Origin of the sequence: Tabrizicola sp. (assembly GCF_051645465.1) — a bacterium.
Classification (GTDB): domain Bacteria; phylum Pseudomonadota; class Alphaproteobacteria; order Rhodobacterales; family Rhodobacteraceae; genus Tabrizicola.
This window is the reverse complement of record NZ_JBOFBI010000097.1, coordinates 16,868-32,953: the sequence shown is the minus strand read 5'-3', so window position 1 is coordinate 32,953 and position 16,086 is coordinate 16,868. Positions and strand designations below refer to the sequence as shown.

At 62.5% G+C, this 16,086-nt stretch carries 15 protein-coding genes; 8 read left to right on the top strand and 7 right to left on the bottom strand.

The annotated features are described in order from the left end of the window. Positions 1–5: 5 nt before the first annotated feature. From ACRCSW_RS06535 to ACRCSW_RS06510, 6 genes are all read right to left on the bottom strand, one after another. Complete coding sequence (locus tag ACRCSW_RS06535) at positions 6–1,118, bottom strand: hypothetical protein (RefSeq protein WP_438703602.1); 1,113 nt, start codon at positions 1,116–1,118, stop codon at positions 6–8. A gap of 63 nt (positions 1,119–1,181) precedes the next feature. After that, on the bottom strand, positions 1,182–2,471 hold the full coding sequence (locus ACRCSW_RS06530; RefSeq protein WP_438703601.1) for a homoserine dehydrogenase: 1,290 nt from the start codon (positions 2,469–2,471) through the stop codon (positions 1,182–1,184). Between the two features lie 65 nt (positions 2,472–2,536). Beyond that, on the bottom strand, positions 2,537–2,773 hold the full coding sequence (locus tag ACRCSW_RS06525) for a hypothetical protein (RefSeq protein ID WP_438703600.1): 237 nt from the start codon (positions 2,771–2,773) through the stop codon (positions 2,537–2,539). Between the two features lie 71 nt (positions 2,774–2,844). Then, positions 2,845–3,462: a TadE/TadG family type IV pilus assembly protein gene (locus tag ACRCSW_RS06520; RefSeq protein WP_438703598.1), complete on the bottom strand. Its 618-nt coding sequence runs from the start codon at positions 3,460–3,462 to the stop codon at positions 2,845–2,847. Between the two features lies 1 nt (position 3,463). Then, on the bottom strand, positions 3,464–4,009 hold the full coding sequence (locus ACRCSW_RS06515; RefSeq protein ID WP_438703596.1) for a TadE/TadG family type IV pilus assembly protein: 546 nt from the start codon (positions 4,007–4,009) through the stop codon (positions 3,464–3,466). Then, positions 4,006–5,970 carry a pilus assembly protein TadG-related protein gene (locus ACRCSW_RS06510; RefSeq protein WP_438703594.1) on the bottom strand — a complete coding sequence of 655 codons (1,965 nt, stop codon included), beginning with the start codon at positions 5,968–5,970 and terminating at the stop codon, positions 4,006–4,008. Before ACRCSW_RS06510 ends, ACRCSW_RS06515 begins: the two co-directional genes overlap by 4 nt. A gap of 337 nt (positions 5,971–6,307) precedes the next feature. On the opposite strand from ACRCSW_RS06510, the gene ACRCSW_RS06505 reads away from it, so the two are divergent. The 3 genes from ACRCSW_RS06505 to ACRCSW_RS06495 all read left to right on the top strand — a co-directional run bounded on the left by ACRCSW_RS06505 (position 6,308) and on the right by ACRCSW_RS06495 (position 9,790). After that, complete coding sequence (locus ACRCSW_RS06505; RefSeq protein WP_438703593.1) at positions 6,308–7,741, top strand: Glu/Leu/Phe/Val family dehydrogenase; 1,434 nt, start codon at positions 6,308–6,310, stop codon at positions 7,739–7,741. A gap of 191 nt (positions 7,742–7,932) precedes the next feature. Next, complete coding sequence (locus ACRCSW_RS06500; RefSeq protein WP_438703591.1) at positions 7,933–8,373, top strand: TadE/TadG family type IV pilus assembly protein; 441 nt, start codon at positions 7,933–7,935, stop codon at positions 8,371–8,373. Between the two features lies 1 nt (position 8,374). After that, positions 8,375–9,790, top strand: coding sequence for a pilus assembly protein TadG-related protein (locus ACRCSW_RS06495; RefSeq protein WP_438703590.1), 1,416 nt, complete (start codon positions 8,375–8,377; stop codon positions 9,788–9,790). 58 nt (positions 9,791–9,848) lie between these two features. On the opposite strand, the gene ACRCSW_RS06490 is transcribed toward ACRCSW_RS06495, so the two are convergent. After that, positions 9,849–10,355: a DUF805 domain-containing protein gene (locus ACRCSW_RS06490; RefSeq protein WP_438703588.1), complete on the bottom strand. Its 507-nt coding sequence runs from the start codon at positions 10,353–10,355 to the stop codon at positions 9,849–9,851. A gap of 215 nt (positions 10,356–10,570) precedes the next feature. Here ACRCSW_RS06490 and ACRCSW_RS06485 point away from each other — a divergent pair, with 215 nt between their 5' ends. From ACRCSW_RS06485 to ACRCSW_RS06465, 5 genes are read left to right on the top strand one after another with little or no spacing between them, the layout of a single operon-like run. Next, on the top strand, positions 10,571–11,821 hold the full coding sequence (locus ACRCSW_RS06485) for a sarcosine oxidase subunit beta family protein (RefSeq protein WP_438703586.1): 1,251 nt from the start codon (positions 10,571–10,573) through the stop codon (positions 11,819–11,821). Between the two features lie 8 nt (positions 11,822–11,829). Then, positions 11,830–12,315, top strand: coding sequence for a hypothetical protein (locus ACRCSW_RS06480; protein WP_438703585.1), 486 nt, complete (start codon positions 11,830–11,832; stop codon positions 12,313–12,315). A 3-nt stretch (positions 12,316–12,318) separates the two neighbouring features. Next, on the top strand, positions 12,319–12,582 hold the full coding sequence (locus ACRCSW_RS06475) for a sarcosine oxidase subunit delta (protein WP_438703584.1): 264 nt from the start codon (positions 12,319–12,321) through the stop codon (positions 12,580–12,582). Beyond that, the gene (locus ACRCSW_RS06470; protein WP_438703582.1) at positions 12,579–15,488 is read left to right on the top strand and encodes a sarcosine oxidase subunit alpha family protein; all 2,910 of its coding nucleotides are present in this window, start codon (positions 12,579–12,581) and stop codon (positions 15,486–15,488) included. The genes ACRCSW_RS06475 and ACRCSW_RS06470 overlap by 4 nt, the downstream gene beginning before the upstream one ends. Then, positions 15,481–16,026 (top strand): sarcosine oxidase subunit gamma, encoded by a 546-nt coding sequence (locus ACRCSW_RS06465; RefSeq protein ID WP_438703580.1) that lies wholly within the window; start codon positions 15,481–15,483, stop codon positions 16,024–16,026. Before ACRCSW_RS06470 ends, ACRCSW_RS06465 begins: the two co-directional genes overlap by 8 nt. The last annotated feature ends 60 nt before the right edge of the window (positions 16,027–16,086 follow it).

The window sequence follows — 16,086 nt, the reverse complement described above, 5'->3', positions numbered from 1 at the left end:
GGGTGTCAGGGAAGGGCGGCAAGGATGGCGTCGGCGAGGCAGGCGTCGATGTCCCGGGCGGCGGCGAGGGCGGGGGATGTGGCGGGGTCGTCGCCAAGTTGGCCAGCGGTGGAGCGGAGGAGGATCAGGCGGCCGCGGGGGGTGGCGAAGAAGTCTTCGGTGGAGATGAGGGAGGTGAGCGGCTGAACCCGGGTGACGCCGCCAGGGGGGTGGCCGAAAGCAGCAACGAAGGCGGTCGCGCACTGGTCCTGGCTGGCGGGGCAGGTGGTGGCGCAGACTGCGAGAAGGGGCTGAAATTCCGGATCAGCGCGCAAGGCGGCGGTTGCGGCCTTCGCGGTGTTCGGGTCTAGGATCTGGTTGCCTCTTGATGTCGCCAGCATCAAGGGAATGACCTCTTGCATCCGGCGCATGGCTTCGTCCGGAGCGATGCCCGCTGCGTCGAACGTATCGGCCAGCCTGTCGTTATACACAATTGGCGCATCGATCTGCTCGAGGCCTAGATTATCGACAATAGCAAGCCAGGCGGCGGTGTCGTTGGCCCTGAGACGATCGACCATCAGCGCGTCGACGCCCTCGGCCTCGGTGCCGGACGGGTCCCCCAGCCGCGCTTTCAGCACGAATGCCATCGCCCAGGGCGGGACGGGATGGTTGAAGAACCCGGGGGGCAGGTCACCATTGCCGCCGGTCTGGTTGAGCCAAGTCATGAACAAGCCTGTCGCCTTGCCTGGCTCGCCCGCAGCATAGAGCCCGAAGGCGCGGTCGAGGAGCGCGTCTGTGTCGCTCCCGAGCTCGTCCAAGTTCCAGAGCGCGGCGACTGGATCGGCGTCGGCAAAGGCTTTCGGCATCGGGACGCCGTTGATGTAGAAGAGAGTTTTGCGCTCGGCGAACGGGACTTTGGCGCGCAGCCACTCGGAAACGAATGGGAGCGCGAGGAGCGCGGCAGTGTTGCCGCCCGAAGCAGCGGCGTGGAGGTCCCTGAGCGCGGACGGGTCGTCGCCTTGTAGCGCACGCTCGAACGGGTCGCGGAAAGCGGGGTCGTCAAGGCCGGGGATTGGATCGGCGAAGGTGGGGGCGGCGAGGCAAAGGAGAAGGGCGAGCGCGGCAAAGGGGCGGGTCATCTTGGCCTCCGGCTGGGGCAAATGCCGGAAGGGTCGGGCCTTTGGCCCGGTCTGTCAACGGTCTCAGACTTCCTCGATCCGGATCGCCACGGGGTCGCCGACCAGCACGCCGGTTCCGGCGAAGCGGGTCATGGCGTGGGTGACGTCGTCGGGGGCGGCCTTGTGGGTGACGATCAGGACCGGGGCATTCGCGCCCTGGTGGCCGTACTGGCGCATCTGGTCGATCGAGACTCCGGCATCGCCGAGGCAGGTGGCGATCTTGGCCAGCGCGCCGGGTTTGTCGAGGAGCGTCATGCGCAGGTAGTAGGGCGCGGGAGTGGCGGACTTCGCGGGTTGCGCGGCGGAAAGCTGGCTGGCGGGGACGCCGAACGTGGGCACACGGAAGCCGCGGGCGATGTCGATGACGTCGGACATGACAGCGCTGGCGGTCGGGCCCTGGCCTGCGCCGGGGCCGCGCAGCACGATCTGGCCGACGCTGTCGCCTTCCAGGACGACCAGGTTGGTGCCGCCCTGCAGCTGGCCAAGGGGGCTGTCGGCGGGGACGAGGCAGGGTGTCATACGCTGCTCAAGCCCCCGCCCGGTCATCTGTGCGACGCCAAGGAGCTTGATCCGGTAGCCCATGTCCTCGGCCAGGCGGATGTCGTCGATCGAGACATTGCCGATGCCTTCCAGCTCGACCGCATCGAAGGCGATGCGGGTGCCGAAGGCGACAGCGGACAGGAGCGAGAGCTTGTGGCCCGCGTCGATGCCCCCGACGTCGAGGTTGGGGTCGGCTTCCAGATAGCCAAGCTGGCGGGCTTCCTCGAAGACCTGGTCGTAAGGCAGGCCCGCCGATTGCATCCGGGTAAGGATGTAGTTGCAGGTGCCGTTCATCACGCCCATGACGCGCTTGAGGCGGTTGCCGGCAAGGCCTTCGGTGAGCGCTTTGATCACGGGGATGCCCCCGGCGACGGCGGCCTCGAACCGCAGCGCCAGGCCAGCGGCTTCGGCTGTTTCGGCCAGCGCGTGCCCGTGATGGGCGAGGAGCGCCTTGTTCGCGGTGACCACATGCTTGCCGGAGGCAAGTGCGGCCTCGGTCGAGGCTTTGGCGGGGCCGTCGTGGCCGCCCATCACCTCAACGAAGACATCTACATCCTGTCGCGTCGCCAGGGCGACCGGGTCAGTCTCCCAGGCATAGCCGGAGAGGTCGGCGTCGCGGTTCCGGGTGCGGTCGCGGGCCGAGACGGCGGTGATCGACACGGGGCGTCCGGCGCGGGCGGCGATGAGGTCGGCATGGGCCTGGACGATTTTCACGACGCCGATGCCCACGGTTCCAAGACCGGCAAGGCCAAGACGCAAGGGGGCGGCGGACATCGGGCGAACCTCGGGCAGTTGCGGCCCCCGTCTGTTAGCTGGAAGAGCGGCGGGGTGCAACGCCGTCAGGGCGGCGGCGCGCCAGCCTTGATCGCGGCTGCCCGGGCCCTTAGCCGGGCGGCCCGGGCCTGCAAATCAGGCGCGGGGTCCTGAGCGGCGGCGTCGGCCTGGGCAAGAAGACCGTCGATCGGTTCAAGCTGCGGCGGCGGACCGGTGTCCTCACCGAGAGCGTCGATCTCGGGAAACGACGCGCAGGCGGCGAGAGCCGCTGAGACGGCGACGGCAATGACGTGGCTGCGCATGAGCGTCCCCAAGTTGGCGCGCTCAGACTAACCTTCGATCTGGCTAAAGAAAAGCGCCGACGACATCAGCACTAAGTGGGACAGGCGCTGACGCCATCAAGCTGGAGCGGACCCTTCCGCGGACGGGTCACGATGAACTGGGTAAATGTCGCGTTATCAACGTTGATCATGAGGCCTGCGACTGCACTCCTCATCTGGGTCTTGAACTCGACCTCAGTCTCGACCACAAACACGCTCTCCTCACCGTTAAGCTCGGGAATTCCTGGAGTACGAGTCTTCCAAGACTGGATATCGCCTTCCTCCCACACTTCCATCTTGCAATTGGGTGAGTAGGAAAACAGCAGCTCGTACTTGTCGTCCCCTGCGTCGTTGACGTTCCCTTCGTCGTACTTGAAACTGGTTATGCGGAGTTTCACCGGATGCCCGCCCGGTGTGAGGAAGTCGACTACGTTTTGAAGTCCATTCGCATAGCTGATCGGGATCGCCACCTCCTGACGGGACAGCAAGTCTGCTATCGAGTACGCCGCCTTCTGGGTAACGTTGATGGTACGGAAGACGTCCCAGTAGATGAACATCGCGATCAACACCCAGATCAGCAAGGGCAGCATCATGAGCGCTTCGACGAGGATGAGGCCATCCTCATCGCGAACGAAGGATCTAAAGTGATGCTTCAATTTACGCATGGTCATGTTATCTCGGCTCGTTGACAAAGACAGATGTCACTACCAGAGCGTAGGTCCCGTCCTCCGCGTCGGTCGGCATCTTCACGCTTACCAGCGTAGTTGGGAACATCGGCTCTTCCTTAAGGCAAACCCGCATCAGCACGATTTGATTTTCGTCGCCAGCATTGAATTCAGTAGGATCCGGCTCATTGGTATTCACATCCGTAGCCTTGTCCACGCAGCTTTTTGGTGGGGCAACCATCGCAAAGCTTGCAGTATCGATCGGTTGCATCCAGATCCTCATTGCCTTCATGCATCTGTCGATCGATCCGGCCATTATGCCCGATTTGCAGATTTCCTCCTTTAGTGCCTGGTGCTTGATGTCTTCAAGCTGGCCAAGGCGGATCTTGCGTACAGTCATGTCCACGCCCCGCTCCAGCATCACATAGCGCGACATGAACAGGCTGCTTTCAAAGGAAGCCGTGAAGATCAGGAAGATGATCGGAAAGACAAACACAAACTCTATTGATGCCGTCCCGGAGTCGTCCTTCAGGAATTGGCCAAGTTTGGTCATTGTGTCAGCCTCAAGTCATCGATCAGATCCGCGATTCGTTTAAACACGTTATTGAGTTCCCCTGGATCCTTTGCCAGATAGAAATAGCCCGTTCCTGGTGAGGAGCAGTTCTGGATCGGCACGGGGTTGACCGCATCACCCAGGACGATGCCGAACACCTCGATACCTGCGTCCTTGGCGGCCTTGCAGTTCGTGTTCAGAAGTGCGTCCATGGTTGGGTTGTTTGTCAGGTAGTCTCCGACAAACATGTTGTAAACGGTATCGTAGTTGGATGTGCCGTCAACACCCGAACGCATGTAAAGCTGCTCAATAACCCAGTCCACACGGGCGTAGCGCCAGACTTCGCTCCAGTCGAGCTGGGTTGCAGTTATCATCACAACGTCAGGCAGAGTATCCGGGTCCGAACCGTCCGGGACGGTGACCACATCACGCTCATCACCCGCGTCCGGACCATCGTTCACGGTCTGCGCCCAGGTTGGTGCCGCAATCCAAGCATTGGGGTCGCAGGCACCGGTCGTCCGCAAGCCGGTCCCGAGGCCTTCTATCTCGGTGGCGCCGACTTTTGCCGTTTCTGAATTGTCTTTCATGTGCGGCAGGAAGTATTCGCGGTTGGCAGAAGCGGGAATTGACCAGCCAGAGCAGTTGGTCGGCCGAGCGCCGCCAGTCAGCGCCGCGCCACCGCTAGCATACTTGATTGCAAATTGGCCATCTGTGCCGCGCCAGATTGGAGACGGGCCGCTCTTGTAAGCGTCCAGAATGTAGTCGCTGGCAACGTGATTGCCGTCTGTCATCACCACGATGATCTTGCGGGTCGCACCATTGGTATTCAAGGCAGGCCGATCAGCCATCGCAGGCTCAGTGATAAGGTTCTCGTAAATCGGCGCTGCGCTCTGATCGATCAGCGCGGTCCCCCAGCGCATCCCGACTGCAATCGAGGTCCGCCCACGCGGTTGGAGAAGAGCCAGCTGGTCGGTAACCTTGGTTCCGTCCATTGTCGGCAACAGTACCAGATTCGAGAGGGACTCGTCCGCCGCGGTGCTGCCCACATCAGGGCTTTTGTTACAGATTACCTCGTTCGAACCCATGTTCGGCGCCACCGGATTTGCTGTCCTGTTTATTGTGGCGCTCGTCGGTTTGTTATATGTGACATCCGCGACCGCAGCCATCGGCATCGCGCGAGCAGTCGACAAGGCTGTGGATGAATAAGTGTCGGTCGGTATTTCAATGCAGTTGATCCCCGGCACGCCGGCGTTCGCGACACCGTCCCACGAGGACAGATTCGTCAAGTTAGTGAACTGGTTCCTGAGGCCGACAGGAATGTTCACCTGCGATGCATAGGGAACCAGGCCGATCGAAATCATGTCATCAGCGTCATTCTCTTTCAGAATGTTCACAAAGTTGGTGGCCGCTGTCCTCAGTGCCGCAATCTTTGTGGTGGTGCCCGATGCTTCCCCCATCGATCCGGTCACATCGAGCACCATCATCACTTCGATCGCTTCCGCGCCCTGCTGTGCGGCTGATACCACCGGGCCCTCGAAATAGTGGATATCGGTGTAGAACACGCCGATGAAGTGGTTGTAGGACCTTACCTTCGCATTCAACTTCACGCTCCGCGTGCTGTCGTCGGCCGTGCCCACTGCATCATCGAACGTGTAGTCGACGGTCAGCTCGTCCCCGAGGCCCGACTTGTCGATCCAGTCCTGAGCGACCGAAGCCGGAGTTTCGCTTGGTGGGAGCACGAGGTTGGCCGCCGCCAGGGTGGCGCGGTCCATGGTTTCCTGCAGGGCGACGCGGCGCATCTCGTACCGCATGACGTCGACGGCGATGCCGCCAAACAAGAACATTATGGTGAAGAGCATCACGATCCAGAGGGTGACGCCACCGCCTTCATCACGTTTGAATTCTGAAAATTTGCGAGCGACGTGTGCAGAAACCGGTCGACGGGCAAGTTTGTTCAACATGTCAAAATCCATACTGGCAGCGCCCCACCCAAATGGCAGGTTCCCTCTCGGGATTTAGGCACAACTTCGGGCATAAGTAAGGCATTTCTGCCGAAACGGCCGGTTGGGCGCCACAATCTGGAAACAATCTGTGGGTATCTGCCGCCTTCGATCAAAAATTATGAACTTTTCTTCGGCGCAGCGCAGCACGGACGTTAACCGTTCGGCAATGATTCGCTGACCCCCAAAACCGCTGGCCAAGGCGCCTCTGGCCGCTTCCAGGCTTCCTTTCCCGGCCAGAGGGGATAGTGTCCGCCTCGCGCACCGAGGAGCGCGCAGCCTGACAGGGAGGGATGGCATGAACGTTTCCGCCGAGCCGAGCTTTCGCGAGTCCGTCGACCTTATGTTCAACCGCGCCGCGAAGCTGATGGATCTGAGCCCGGGTCTTGAACAGAAGATCCGCGTCTGCAACTCGACCTACACGGTGCGGTTCGGGGTGCGGCTCCGGGGCAAGATCGAGACCTTCACCGGCTACCGTTCGGTCCACTCCGAACACATGGAGCCGGTCAAGGGCGGCATCCGCTATGCGCTCTCGGTGCATCAGGACGAGGTCGAGGCGCTGGCGGCCCTGATGACCTACAAATGCGCTTTGGTAGAGACGCCGTTTGGCGGATCGAAGGGCGGATTGTGCATCGATCCGCGCCAATGGGACGAGCATGAGCTGGAACAGATCACCCGCCGCTTCGCCTATGAGCTGATCAAGCGCGACCTGATCCATCCCGCGCAGAACGTGCCGGCCCCGGACATGGGGACGGGCGAGCGCGAGATGGCCTGGATCGCGGATCAGTACAAGCGGATGAACACCACCGACATCAACGGCAATGCCTGCGTCACCGGCAAGCCTCCGCATGCGGGGGGCATCCAGGGGCGGGTCGAGGCGACGGGGCGCGGGGTGCAGTATGCGCTGCGGGAATTCTTCCGGCACAAGGAGGATCTGGCGAAGGCGGGGCTTTCGGGGGGACTGGACGGCAAAAAGCTGATCGTCCAGGGCCTTGGCAACGTGGGCTATCACGCGGCCAAGTTCCTGAGCGAGGAGGACGGCTGCAAGGTCATTGCCGTGATCGAGCGGGACGGGGCGCTTCTGGACCCGAACGGGCTGAACGTCGAGGATGTGCGGCAGTGGATGAACCGGCACGGCGGGCTTCTGGCGGGCTATCCGAACGCAAAGCACGTGGAGGACGGAACGGCGGTCCTGGAAGAGGCTTGCGACATCCTGATCCCGGCGGCGCTGGAAGGGGTGATCCATCTGGGCAACGCCGAGCGGATCAAGGCGCCGCTGATCATCGAGGCGGCGAACGGCCCGATCACGTTCGGGGCCGATGAGGTCCTGCGCAGGAAGGGCTGCGTGATCATTCCCGACATGTACGCCAATGCGGGTGGCGTCACGGTCAGCTACTTCGAATGGGTGAAGAACCTGAGCCACATCCGCTTTGGCCGGATGCAGCGGCGGGCCGAAGAGGCGCGGTCACGGCTGATCGTCGAGGAGCTGGAGCGGCTGAGCGCGGACCAGAACCTTGGCTGGACGCTGTCGCCGGGGTTCAAGGAGCGGTTCCTGACCGGATCGGACGAGCTGGCGCTGGTGCGGTCCGGCCTGGATGACACGATGCGCACGGCCTATCAGGCAATGCGCGAGGTGTGGCATTCGCGTCAGGACGTCGAGGACCTGCGGGTCGCGGCCTACATCGTGTCGATCGGGCGGGTGGCGGCAACCTACCGGTCGAAGGGGTTGTGAGCCGCACAAAGGTCCGTTTCGCCAGCAGCCATGCGCGAGAAGACGTCCGAAATTCTGTTTTGTAAGTCAAATGGTTAACGCTCTCGTTGCCTTAACCGAAGATGAACCGAACGTTTGGCAGCTGTTAAACAAATCCATGGCAGGTTCCGGGAGTGTAAGGCGAATCGGGTGCTCTGCGAGCCATGTCTGCAATGTTGAAGAATTCACAGGTCGTCCGCACCGAATATGCGCGCTCACTCAAGGGCTATCTCCGGTGCGAGGATGGCTCGGCCACGATAGAGTTCGTGCTGTGGCTGCCGATCATCGTGCTTGTCCTGCTGCTGATCGTCGATTCGAGCATGTTGTTCATGAGCCGGTCGCACGCCATCCGTGTGTTGCAGGACACCAACCGGCTTTATTCGGTGGGCCAGTTCACAGGAACGGCGGCTGAACGGCTGACCAAGGCGGAGAGTTATGCCTTGTCGCGGCTGCGCGGCTTGTCGCCAAGCGCGACCACGACGACCACCGAGACAAACAGGGTCGTGCGGACGCAAGCGACAATGAAGACGCGCGAGATCGCGCAGATCGGCTTTCTGGGCCTGATGATTGACACGACCATGGTCGTAGCCGCGGAACACAGGGTGGAGTTTTGAGATGATGCGGCCATTCGCGCGCTTTGCGAAATTCGGTGCCTCCGAGGACGGGGCAATGACCGCAGGAGGCCTGATCTTCCTTGTGATTTTCCTCGCGATCGGCGGTCTGGCCGTGGACGTTTCGAACGCGATAAACCAGCGCACGCAGTTGCAGTTGACTGCGGACGCGACAGCTCATGCCGCACTTTACGTTCGCAACTACACCCTGACGGCCGGCCCCGCCGATGCCAAGACGTCGGCTTTGGCCCTTGGCGAAGAGAACATGCCAGAGTCTTTCTATGGCAAAGTCCTTTCAGCAGCCGACATCGAGTTTGGCGTCTGGGATCGCGCTACCCGCAAGTTCATCCCAGATCCCAACTCGCGCAAGGCAGTCCGCGTCGCAACACACCGTGACGAGGCAGGCAACAACGAGATCGCCACCTATCTGCTGAAGTTCGCGGGGTTCGGCTCGTGGAACGTGCGCACCTCGTCCGTGTTCGAGACCTTTGTGCCGCTTTGTCTGCGTGAAGGGTTCGTGGCAGAGAACCTGGTCGATATCCAGAGCAACAACAGCTACTTCGAAGGCTTCTGCATCCATTCGAACGACGTGGTGTCGGTCAACAGCAACAACTATTTCGAGGAAGGCACCGTGGTCTCGATGCCGGATTCGACCAAGCTTGAGATGCCGAACTCGGGTTACGATACCAACGAGGGCCTGGCAGAGGCATTGCGTTATGGCGCGATGCAGATTCGGTTGATCAATGCGCTCAAGGAAGTGCCTGACTCTCCCTATGCGACCGGCGTCACGGCCATGTGGAACTTCCTGCAGCTTGCAGCACGGGATGGGCAGCTGGACTACATAACCGCCACGCCGCGCCAGGTCACCATCGTGAACGGCAGGCCGCGGCCCGCCGACACCAGCGACGACCTGGTCGAGGCGACCCGCGATCTTCTGGACCGGAACGATAGCCTGGCCTTGCGGCCGAACGCGGTGAATTATCTTTACTGCTCGAGCACCAGCATGCAGCTGCAGATCAAGCAGCTGCTGTCCAATGTGGTCATCATCACCAATTGCCAGGTCAGCTTCGGATCGGGCGGCGCGCTGGAGAGTGGGCTGCTCGCCACGCTTGACACCGGCGGCACATCGATCTCGGGGTCTTCCGACACGCGGATCGGCCAGAAAGACGACTGCGCAAAGGGGGGTGGCGCGCAACTGGTCTCGTTGGGCGGGATGGACTTTGCGGCTGGCATTTCGATCAATGGTGGCCAGTTGATCGCTTTGAAAGAGATCGCATTCGCCGCGAACGGTGAAGGTATGCGCGGCGCGTCTATCATCTCGGGCGATACGGTATCCGGCACATCGAACATGAACATGGGCCTCTGCGGCACCGGGATGGAACGCAACCTGTCACTCGATTACTTCCGGATGGTGGAGTAGGGCGATCTGTCCGCGCCGATCGTCGGACTGCGCGGATAGCTGGCCGCGGCCAGGATGATCAGGAAGTGATGGGGTCAGGACCGTGAGCGTTTTCCCCTGGTGTGCCCGCAAGAAAGCCGAGTTCGATCAGTGCCCAGAGGCCGGTGCCGTAGGAGAGCCATGTGACCGTCGTCAGCATTGTCGTCGGTTGTGGGGCACCGTAGCGGAATTCGTATGCTTTTCCCCCGACGGCCAGCATCGTCAGGATGACGGTCGGAGCCCAGAATACCGCCATTAGCCACATCGGGCGGTCCCTGTCGTTCAGCCGTTGCACCATCAACGCGGTGGAGGGGACGAACAACAGGATCAAGGTGAACAGCTGTATTCCTGCAGTACGCTGGAGGTAGAGCTCCATCTTGTATTCATCGCGAAGGAAGGTTTGGTTGGTTAACTCACCAAAGCTGTATCCCAAGGAATGCAGCATGCCATAGGTGAAGGCGGCGGCGATCGCCACCAGGAGAAGGTTGCCAAGCCACCAGGTCTTGCGGCTGATGCGCCCGGAAAAGCGGGTGAATGAACGGATCATCCTGTGTCTCCTCGGTCCCTTGAAGGCAATCAGTTTCACAATCGGATGCTACGCGCAGGTCAGGAATCTCGTCAGGCGCGGGACCGCTGACCGGGCTCTGTCTTGGTGTAAGCGACCAGCGATGTCGCACACGGTCAGTCCGGGCGGCGGCATCCTTGCTAATGGAGAGACTGAGGGGTTTAGTGCCAGAGCAAACTGCGAAGAAGGTCGGGTGAATGCGTTATTCGGGGCTGAGGGTCATCTGGCAGGGTCTGACGGGCAACACCGGCTGGACGCCCGCCTGGCGCGATCCGGCGCCGAAGGCGGAGTATGATGTGGTGATCATCGGGGGCGGCGGGCATGGGCTTTCGACGGCCTATTACCTCGCGAAGAACCACGGGATCACCAATGTCGCGGTGCTGGAGAAGGGGTGGATCGGGTCGGGCAACATCGGGCGGAATACGACCATTGTGCGGGCCAACTACTTTCTGCCGGGGAATTCGGAGTTCTATTCCCACTCGCTGAAGCTTTGGGAGGGGCTGGAGGCGGAGCTGAACTACAATGTGATGCATTCGCAGCGGGGGCTGATCAACCTTTTCCATTCGGACGGGCAGCGGGATGCCTTCGTGCGGCGCGGGAATGCGATGATCAATCAGGGGGATGATGCGATCCTTTTGGACCGGGAGGGGGTGCGGGAGCATCTGCCTTACCTGGACTTCGAGCAGACGAGGTTTCCGATTTATGGCGGATTGTTGCACCCGCGTGGTGGCAGCGCCCGGCATGATGCGGTGGCCTGGGGATATGCGAGGGGGGCGGACAGCCGGGGGGTGGACCTGATCCAGAACTGTGAGGTCACGGGGATCGATGTGCAGGGGGGTCGGGTCGTCGGTGTGCATACAACGCGGGGGGCCATCCGGGCTGGGAAGGTCGCGATTGTTGTGGCGGGGCGGTCGTCACAGGTTGCGGCGATGGCGGGGATGCGGTTGCCGATTGAATCGCACGTCCTGCAGGCGTTCGTGACCGAGGGGTTGAAGCCGGTGATCAACCATGTGGTCAGCTTCGGGATGGGGCACTTCTATATCAGTCAGTCGGACAAGGGCGGGTTGGTGTTCGGGGGCGATCTGGATTTCTACGCGTCTTACGCCGCGCGGGGGAACCTGCCGATGGTCGAGCATGTGATGGAGGCGGGCATGACGCTGATGCCGATGATCGGGCGGGCGAAGGTCTTGCGGTCCTGGGGCGGGATCATGGACATGTCGCCGGATGGCTCGCCCATCATCGACAAGACGCATGTCGAGGGGCTGTTCCTCGACTGCGGCTGGAACTACGGGGGGTTCAAGGCGGTGCCTGCCTCGGGCTGGTGCATGGCGCATCTGATGGCCACGGGCGAGCCGCATGAGGTGGCGACAAAGTACCGGCTGGACCGGTTTGCGACGGGGCATCTTCTGGATGAAGAAGGCACCGGGTCGCAGCACAATCTGCATTGAGGGTTGGGATGAGGAGGAAGTTTGCGTTTCTTTTGTTTTTGGTCGCCTTTTCTTCGAGCGCCGGAGCGGAGGTGTGCCTCGAAAAGTACAAAAGTGGTGATTGCAATCTGACGTTGTCGGTCATTCCGGCTTTGGAAGAGGTTGGCGTTCCCTTCGAAGAGAAGTCGATTCACGTCGACCTGACATCGACGGAAGACGGCCAGCCACTGGCGGTGATGACTTACAATGTCTTTTCCACGCCGCAGAGCAATGACAGGCTGAAAAAGATGGCGGAACTCGACTTCGGAGAGATCTCAGACGCATTTGCGCGTGACCTTTTCAGGATTCATTGCGGGCAGGGTGTCCGGATGGGCATTGCGGACAGAAGGATGCCCTTCGTTCAGGCCGGGGGGGCGGTGTCCTATAAAATCAAGCTATTTCTGAGAAATCCCGCTGGGGACGCGATTCATCAGGTCGAATTCGGTCAAACCACCATCGAAAACTGTGGAGGGTGAACCATGCGCCTGAAATGCCCCCTTTGCGGTGAACGGGATCGGCGGGAGTTCTACTACTCCGGGTCGGAGGATTACTTGAACCGGCCCTCGGAGGGGGCTGAGCCTGCGGCTTGGGATGATTACCTCCACAACCGCGACAATCCGGCGGGGGTGACGCGGGACCTTTGGTATCATGAGGCGGGGTGTGCGCAGTGGCTGGTTGTCACGCGGAACACGGTGACGCATGAGATCACGGGCGTGGAACTGGTGGCGGAGCGGACGGCATGAGGATCGACGGCAAGGGTCTCATCGACCGGACGAAGCCGGTGCGGTTCCGGTTCGATGGGCGGGATTATGCGGGGTACAAGGGGGATACGCTGGCCTCGGCGTTGCTTGCCAATGACGTGCGGCTGGTGGGGCGGTCGTTCAAGTATCACCGGCCTCGCGGGGTGCTGACCGCGGGGTCGGAGGAGCCGAATGCTCTGGTCGAGGTTGTGGGGCCGAAGAACCAGACGCCGAACGTGCGGGCGACGGTGCAGGAGGTGTTCGAGGGGCTGGTGGCGCGGAGCCAGAACCGCCTGGGGTCTTTGCGCTTCGATCTGATGGCGGTGAACGATTACCTCTCGCCCTTCCTGTCGGCAGGCTTCTACTACAAGACCTTCATGTGGCCGCGGGCATTCTGGGAGGGGATTTATGAGCCGCTGATCCGCAGGGCGGCTGGGCTTGGCAGCCTTTCGGGCAAGCATGACGAGGGGACCTACGAGAAGGCCTTTGCGTTCTGCGACGTCCTGGTGATCGGCTCGGGGCCTGCGGGCCTGATGGCTGCGCTGACGGCGGGGCGGGCGGGGGCGGATGTGATCCTGGCGGAGGAGAGCCACGCGGTTGGCGGGCGGCTTCTGTCGGACGGGGGAGTGATCGGCGGGCAGGCGGCGGGGGACTGGGTGGCCCAGGTCGTGGCCGAGCTGACCGCCATGCCAAACGTGCGGATCATGACGCGGACGACGGTGACCGGGGCCTATGACCACGGCACTTATGGCGCGCTGGAGCGGGTGGGGCTGCACAAGTCGGCCCGCCCGAACCTGCCGCGGGAATGCTTCTGGCGGATTGTGGCAAAGCATGCGGTGCTGGCGAGCGGCGCGCTGGAGCGGCCCATCGCCTTTCCCGACAACGACCGGCCGGGGATCATGATGGCCTCGGCTGTGCGGACCTATCTTCATCGCTATGGCGTGGTGCCGGGGAAACGCATCACCTTGTTCGCGAATAACGATGCGGCGCGGGCCACTGTCCGTGACCTTATGGCCGCGGGTGTCATGGTTGCCGCGATCATTGACCCACGCCCTGATGCGTCCTCGGTCGAGGATTGTACCGTGCATGTGGGCGCCGAAGTCGTCGGCAGCCGCGGGCGCCTCGGCCTGCACGAGATCACCGTGCGGAAGGGGGCCGAAGAGATCAGGATCGAGACCGACTGCCTGGCAATGTCGGGCGGCTGGAATCCGACGCTGAACCTGACTTGCCACATGAACGGCCGGCCACGCTGGGATGAGGAGCTGGCGGCTTTCGTACCCATGGAGGGCGCCGTGCCGGGTCTGGTGGCAGTGGGGGCGGCGAACGGGTCGATGTCGACCCACGGGGCGCTGGTCACGGGCCATGCGGCGGCCATGAAGATGGTGCAGGCGCTGGGGCGGAAGGTTTCGGTCGATCTGCCGCTGGCCGAGGATATGCCCTACAAGCTGCGCCCCCTTTGGGCGGTGGAGGGGAAGGGCCGTGCCTGGCTGGACTTTGCCAATGACGTGACGACGAAGGACGTGCAGCTGGCGGCGCAGGAAGGCTTCCGGTCGGTCGAGCACATGAAGCGCTACACGACGCAAGGGATGGCGCCGGATCAGGGGAAATCGTCCAACGTGTCCGCCCTTGCGGTTCTGGCCGATGCGACGGGGCGCGGGATTGCGGAAACGGGCGTCACGACTTTCCGGCCGCCATACGTGCCGGTGTCGATTGCGGCGTTGGGTGCGGGCGGGCGGGCCGAGGGCTTTGCGCCGCAGCGGTTCCTGACCAGCGATCAGGCAAGCCGCGACCGGCATGCGCCGATGATCGAGGCGGGGCTTTGGTATCGGCCTTCGTATTTCCCGAGGCCGGGCGAGGCCACCTGGCGCGAGGCTTGCGACCGGGAAGTCACGATGGTCCGGCAGGCCGTCGGGGTCGCGGATGTCTCCACTCTGGGCAAGATCGACATCCAGGGGAAGGACGCGGGGCGGTTCCTGGACTTTGTCTACACCAACACCTTCAGCACGCTGCCGGTGGGCCGGGTTCGCTATGGGTTGATGCTGCGCGAGGACGGGCTGGTCCTGGACGACGGCACCTCGGCCCGGCTGGGGGAAAACCATTACCTCATGACGACCACGACGGCGGCGGCTGGCCTTGTGATGCGGCATCTCGACTTTGTGCATCAGGCGTTTTGTGCCGACTGGCAGGTGCGGTTCATGTCGGTCACCGAAGCTTGGGCGCAGTTCGCGGTAGCGGGGCCGAAGGCGCGGGCGCTGATCAACTCGTTCCTTGAGACGCCGGTCGAGCTCCCGTTCATGGGGGTGGCGCCGGTCAGGGTCGGGGGTGTGGAGGGGCGGCTTTTCCGGATCAGCTTCAGTGGCGAGGAGGGCTATGAGGTTGCCGTCCCGACGCGCTTTGGCGAGGCCCTTTTCCGCGATCTGGTGGCGCGCGCCGAGACCGTGGGCGGCGGGCCCTACGGCATGGAGGCGCTGAACGTCCTGCGGATCGAGAAGGGCTTCATCACGCATGCCGAGATTCATGGCCGGGTCACGGCGCACGACATCGGCATGGAGAAGACGGTCAGCGCGAAGAAGGACTGCATCGGCAAAGCCCTTGCCGCGCGGCCGGGGATGTGGGGGCCGGAGCGTGAGCAGCTGGTGGGCCTGAAGGCAAGCGAGCCGATCAGCGCGGGCGCGCATCTCTTCATGCCGGGGACCGAGGTGCATCGCGAGACCGATCAGGGCTATGTGACGTCGATCTGCTTCTCGCCGACAGTGGGCGCGTGGCTGGGTCTTGGGTTCCTGAAAGACGGGCGGGCGCGGGTGGGCGAGCATGTCCGGCTGGTCGACCATCTGCGCGGGCTGGATGTGATCTGCGAGGTCTGCCACCCGGTCTTCCATGACCCTGAGGGGGAGAAGCTTCGTGCCTGAACTTATCGCGAAATCCGTTCTTGAAGGGCAAAGCCTGACGCTGGGGGCCGTGACTTTGGCCGAGGTTTCGGTGGGGCCAATTGCCTCGATCGCCGTTTTTCCTGGGGGCGGGAAGGCGGTGGCGAAGGGGTTGAAGACGCTGGGGCTGGCGATGCCCGAGCCGAATGCGTTCACCGAGAAGAAGGGCGCGCGGATCGTCTGGACCGGGCGGGAACAGGCCTTTCTGGTCGGCGTCGAGCCCCCGGCGCTGGAGGGTGCGGCGGTGACCGATCAGTCGGACGGCTGGACAGTGCTCGCGATCAGCGGCACGGGCGCGGTCGATACGCTGGCGCGGCTGGTGCCAATGGACCTGCGGCTGGCGGCGTTCCCGGTGGGCCGGGCGGTCAGAACCCAGGTGAACCACATGAACGCGGTGATCCTGCGGGTGGGCGACTATGCCTTCGAGATCATGGTTTTCCGGTCGATGGTCCGCACGGCCTGGCACGAGATTCATGCCGCGATGCAGACAGTGGCGGCGCGGGCCGGGATGAAGTTCTAGGCGGAAATGTGCGAAGCGAAGAATTTGTCGCTGGAATGTCACCATTTGAGTGTTTAAACT

Excerpts from the sequence above, each read along its gene's own strand:
- ACRCSW_RS06525 (WP_438703600.1), bottom strand. The coding sequence starts at position 2,773 with ATGCGCAGCCACGTCATTGCCGTCGCCGTCTCAGCGGCTCTCGCCGCC.
- ACRCSW_RS06515 (WP_438703596.1), bottom strand. The coding sequence starts at position 4,009 with ATGACCAAACTTGGCCAATTCCTGAAGGACGACTCCGGGACGGCATCA.
- ACRCSW_RS06470 (WP_438703582.1), top strand. The coding sequence starts at position 12,579 with ATGAGGATCGACGGCAAGGGTCTCATCGACCGGACGAAGCCGGTGCGG.
- ACRCSW_RS06535 (WP_438703602.1), bottom strand. The coding sequence starts at position 1,118 with ATGACCCGCCCCTTTGCCGCGCTCGCCCTTCTCCTTTGCCTCGCCGCC.
- ACRCSW_RS06530 (WP_438703601.1), bottom strand. The coding sequence starts at position 2,471 with ATGTCCGCCGCCCCCTTGCGTCTTGGCCTTGCCGGTCTTGGAACCGTG.
- ACRCSW_RS06490 (WP_438703588.1), bottom strand. The coding sequence starts at position 10,355 with ATGATCCGTTCATTCACCCGCTTTTCCGGGCGCATCAGCCGCAAGACC.
- ACRCSW_RS06480 (WP_438703585.1), top strand. The coding sequence starts at position 11,830 with ATGAGGAGGAAGTTTGCGTTTCTTTTGTTTTTGGTCGCCTTTTCTTCG.
- ACRCSW_RS06475 (WP_438703584.1), top strand. The coding sequence starts at position 12,319 with ATGCGCCTGAAATGCCCCCTTTGCGGTGAACGGGATCGGCGGGAGTTC.
- ACRCSW_RS06485 (WP_438703586.1), top strand. The coding sequence starts at position 10,571 with ATGCGTTATTCGGGGCTGAGGGTCATCTGGCAGGGTCTGACGGGCAAC.
- ACRCSW_RS06495 (WP_438703590.1), top strand. The coding sequence starts at position 8,375 with ATGATGCGGCCATTCGCGCGCTTTGCGAAATTCGGTGCCTCCGAGGAC.
- ACRCSW_RS06510 (WP_438703594.1), bottom strand. The coding sequence starts at position 5,970 with ATGTTGAACAAACTTGCCCGTCGACCGGTTTCTGCACACGTCGCTCGC.
- ACRCSW_RS06500 (WP_438703591.1), top strand. The coding sequence starts at position 7,933 with ATGTTGAAGAATTCACAGGTCGTCCGCACCGAATATGCGCGCTCACTC.
- ACRCSW_RS06520 (WP_438703598.1), bottom strand. The coding sequence starts at position 3,462 with ATGACCATGCGTAAATTGAAGCATCACTTTAGATCCTTCGTTCGCGAT.
- ACRCSW_RS06505 (WP_438703593.1), top strand. The coding sequence starts at position 6,308 with ATGAACGTTTCCGCCGAGCCGAGCTTTCGCGAGTCCGTCGACCTTATG.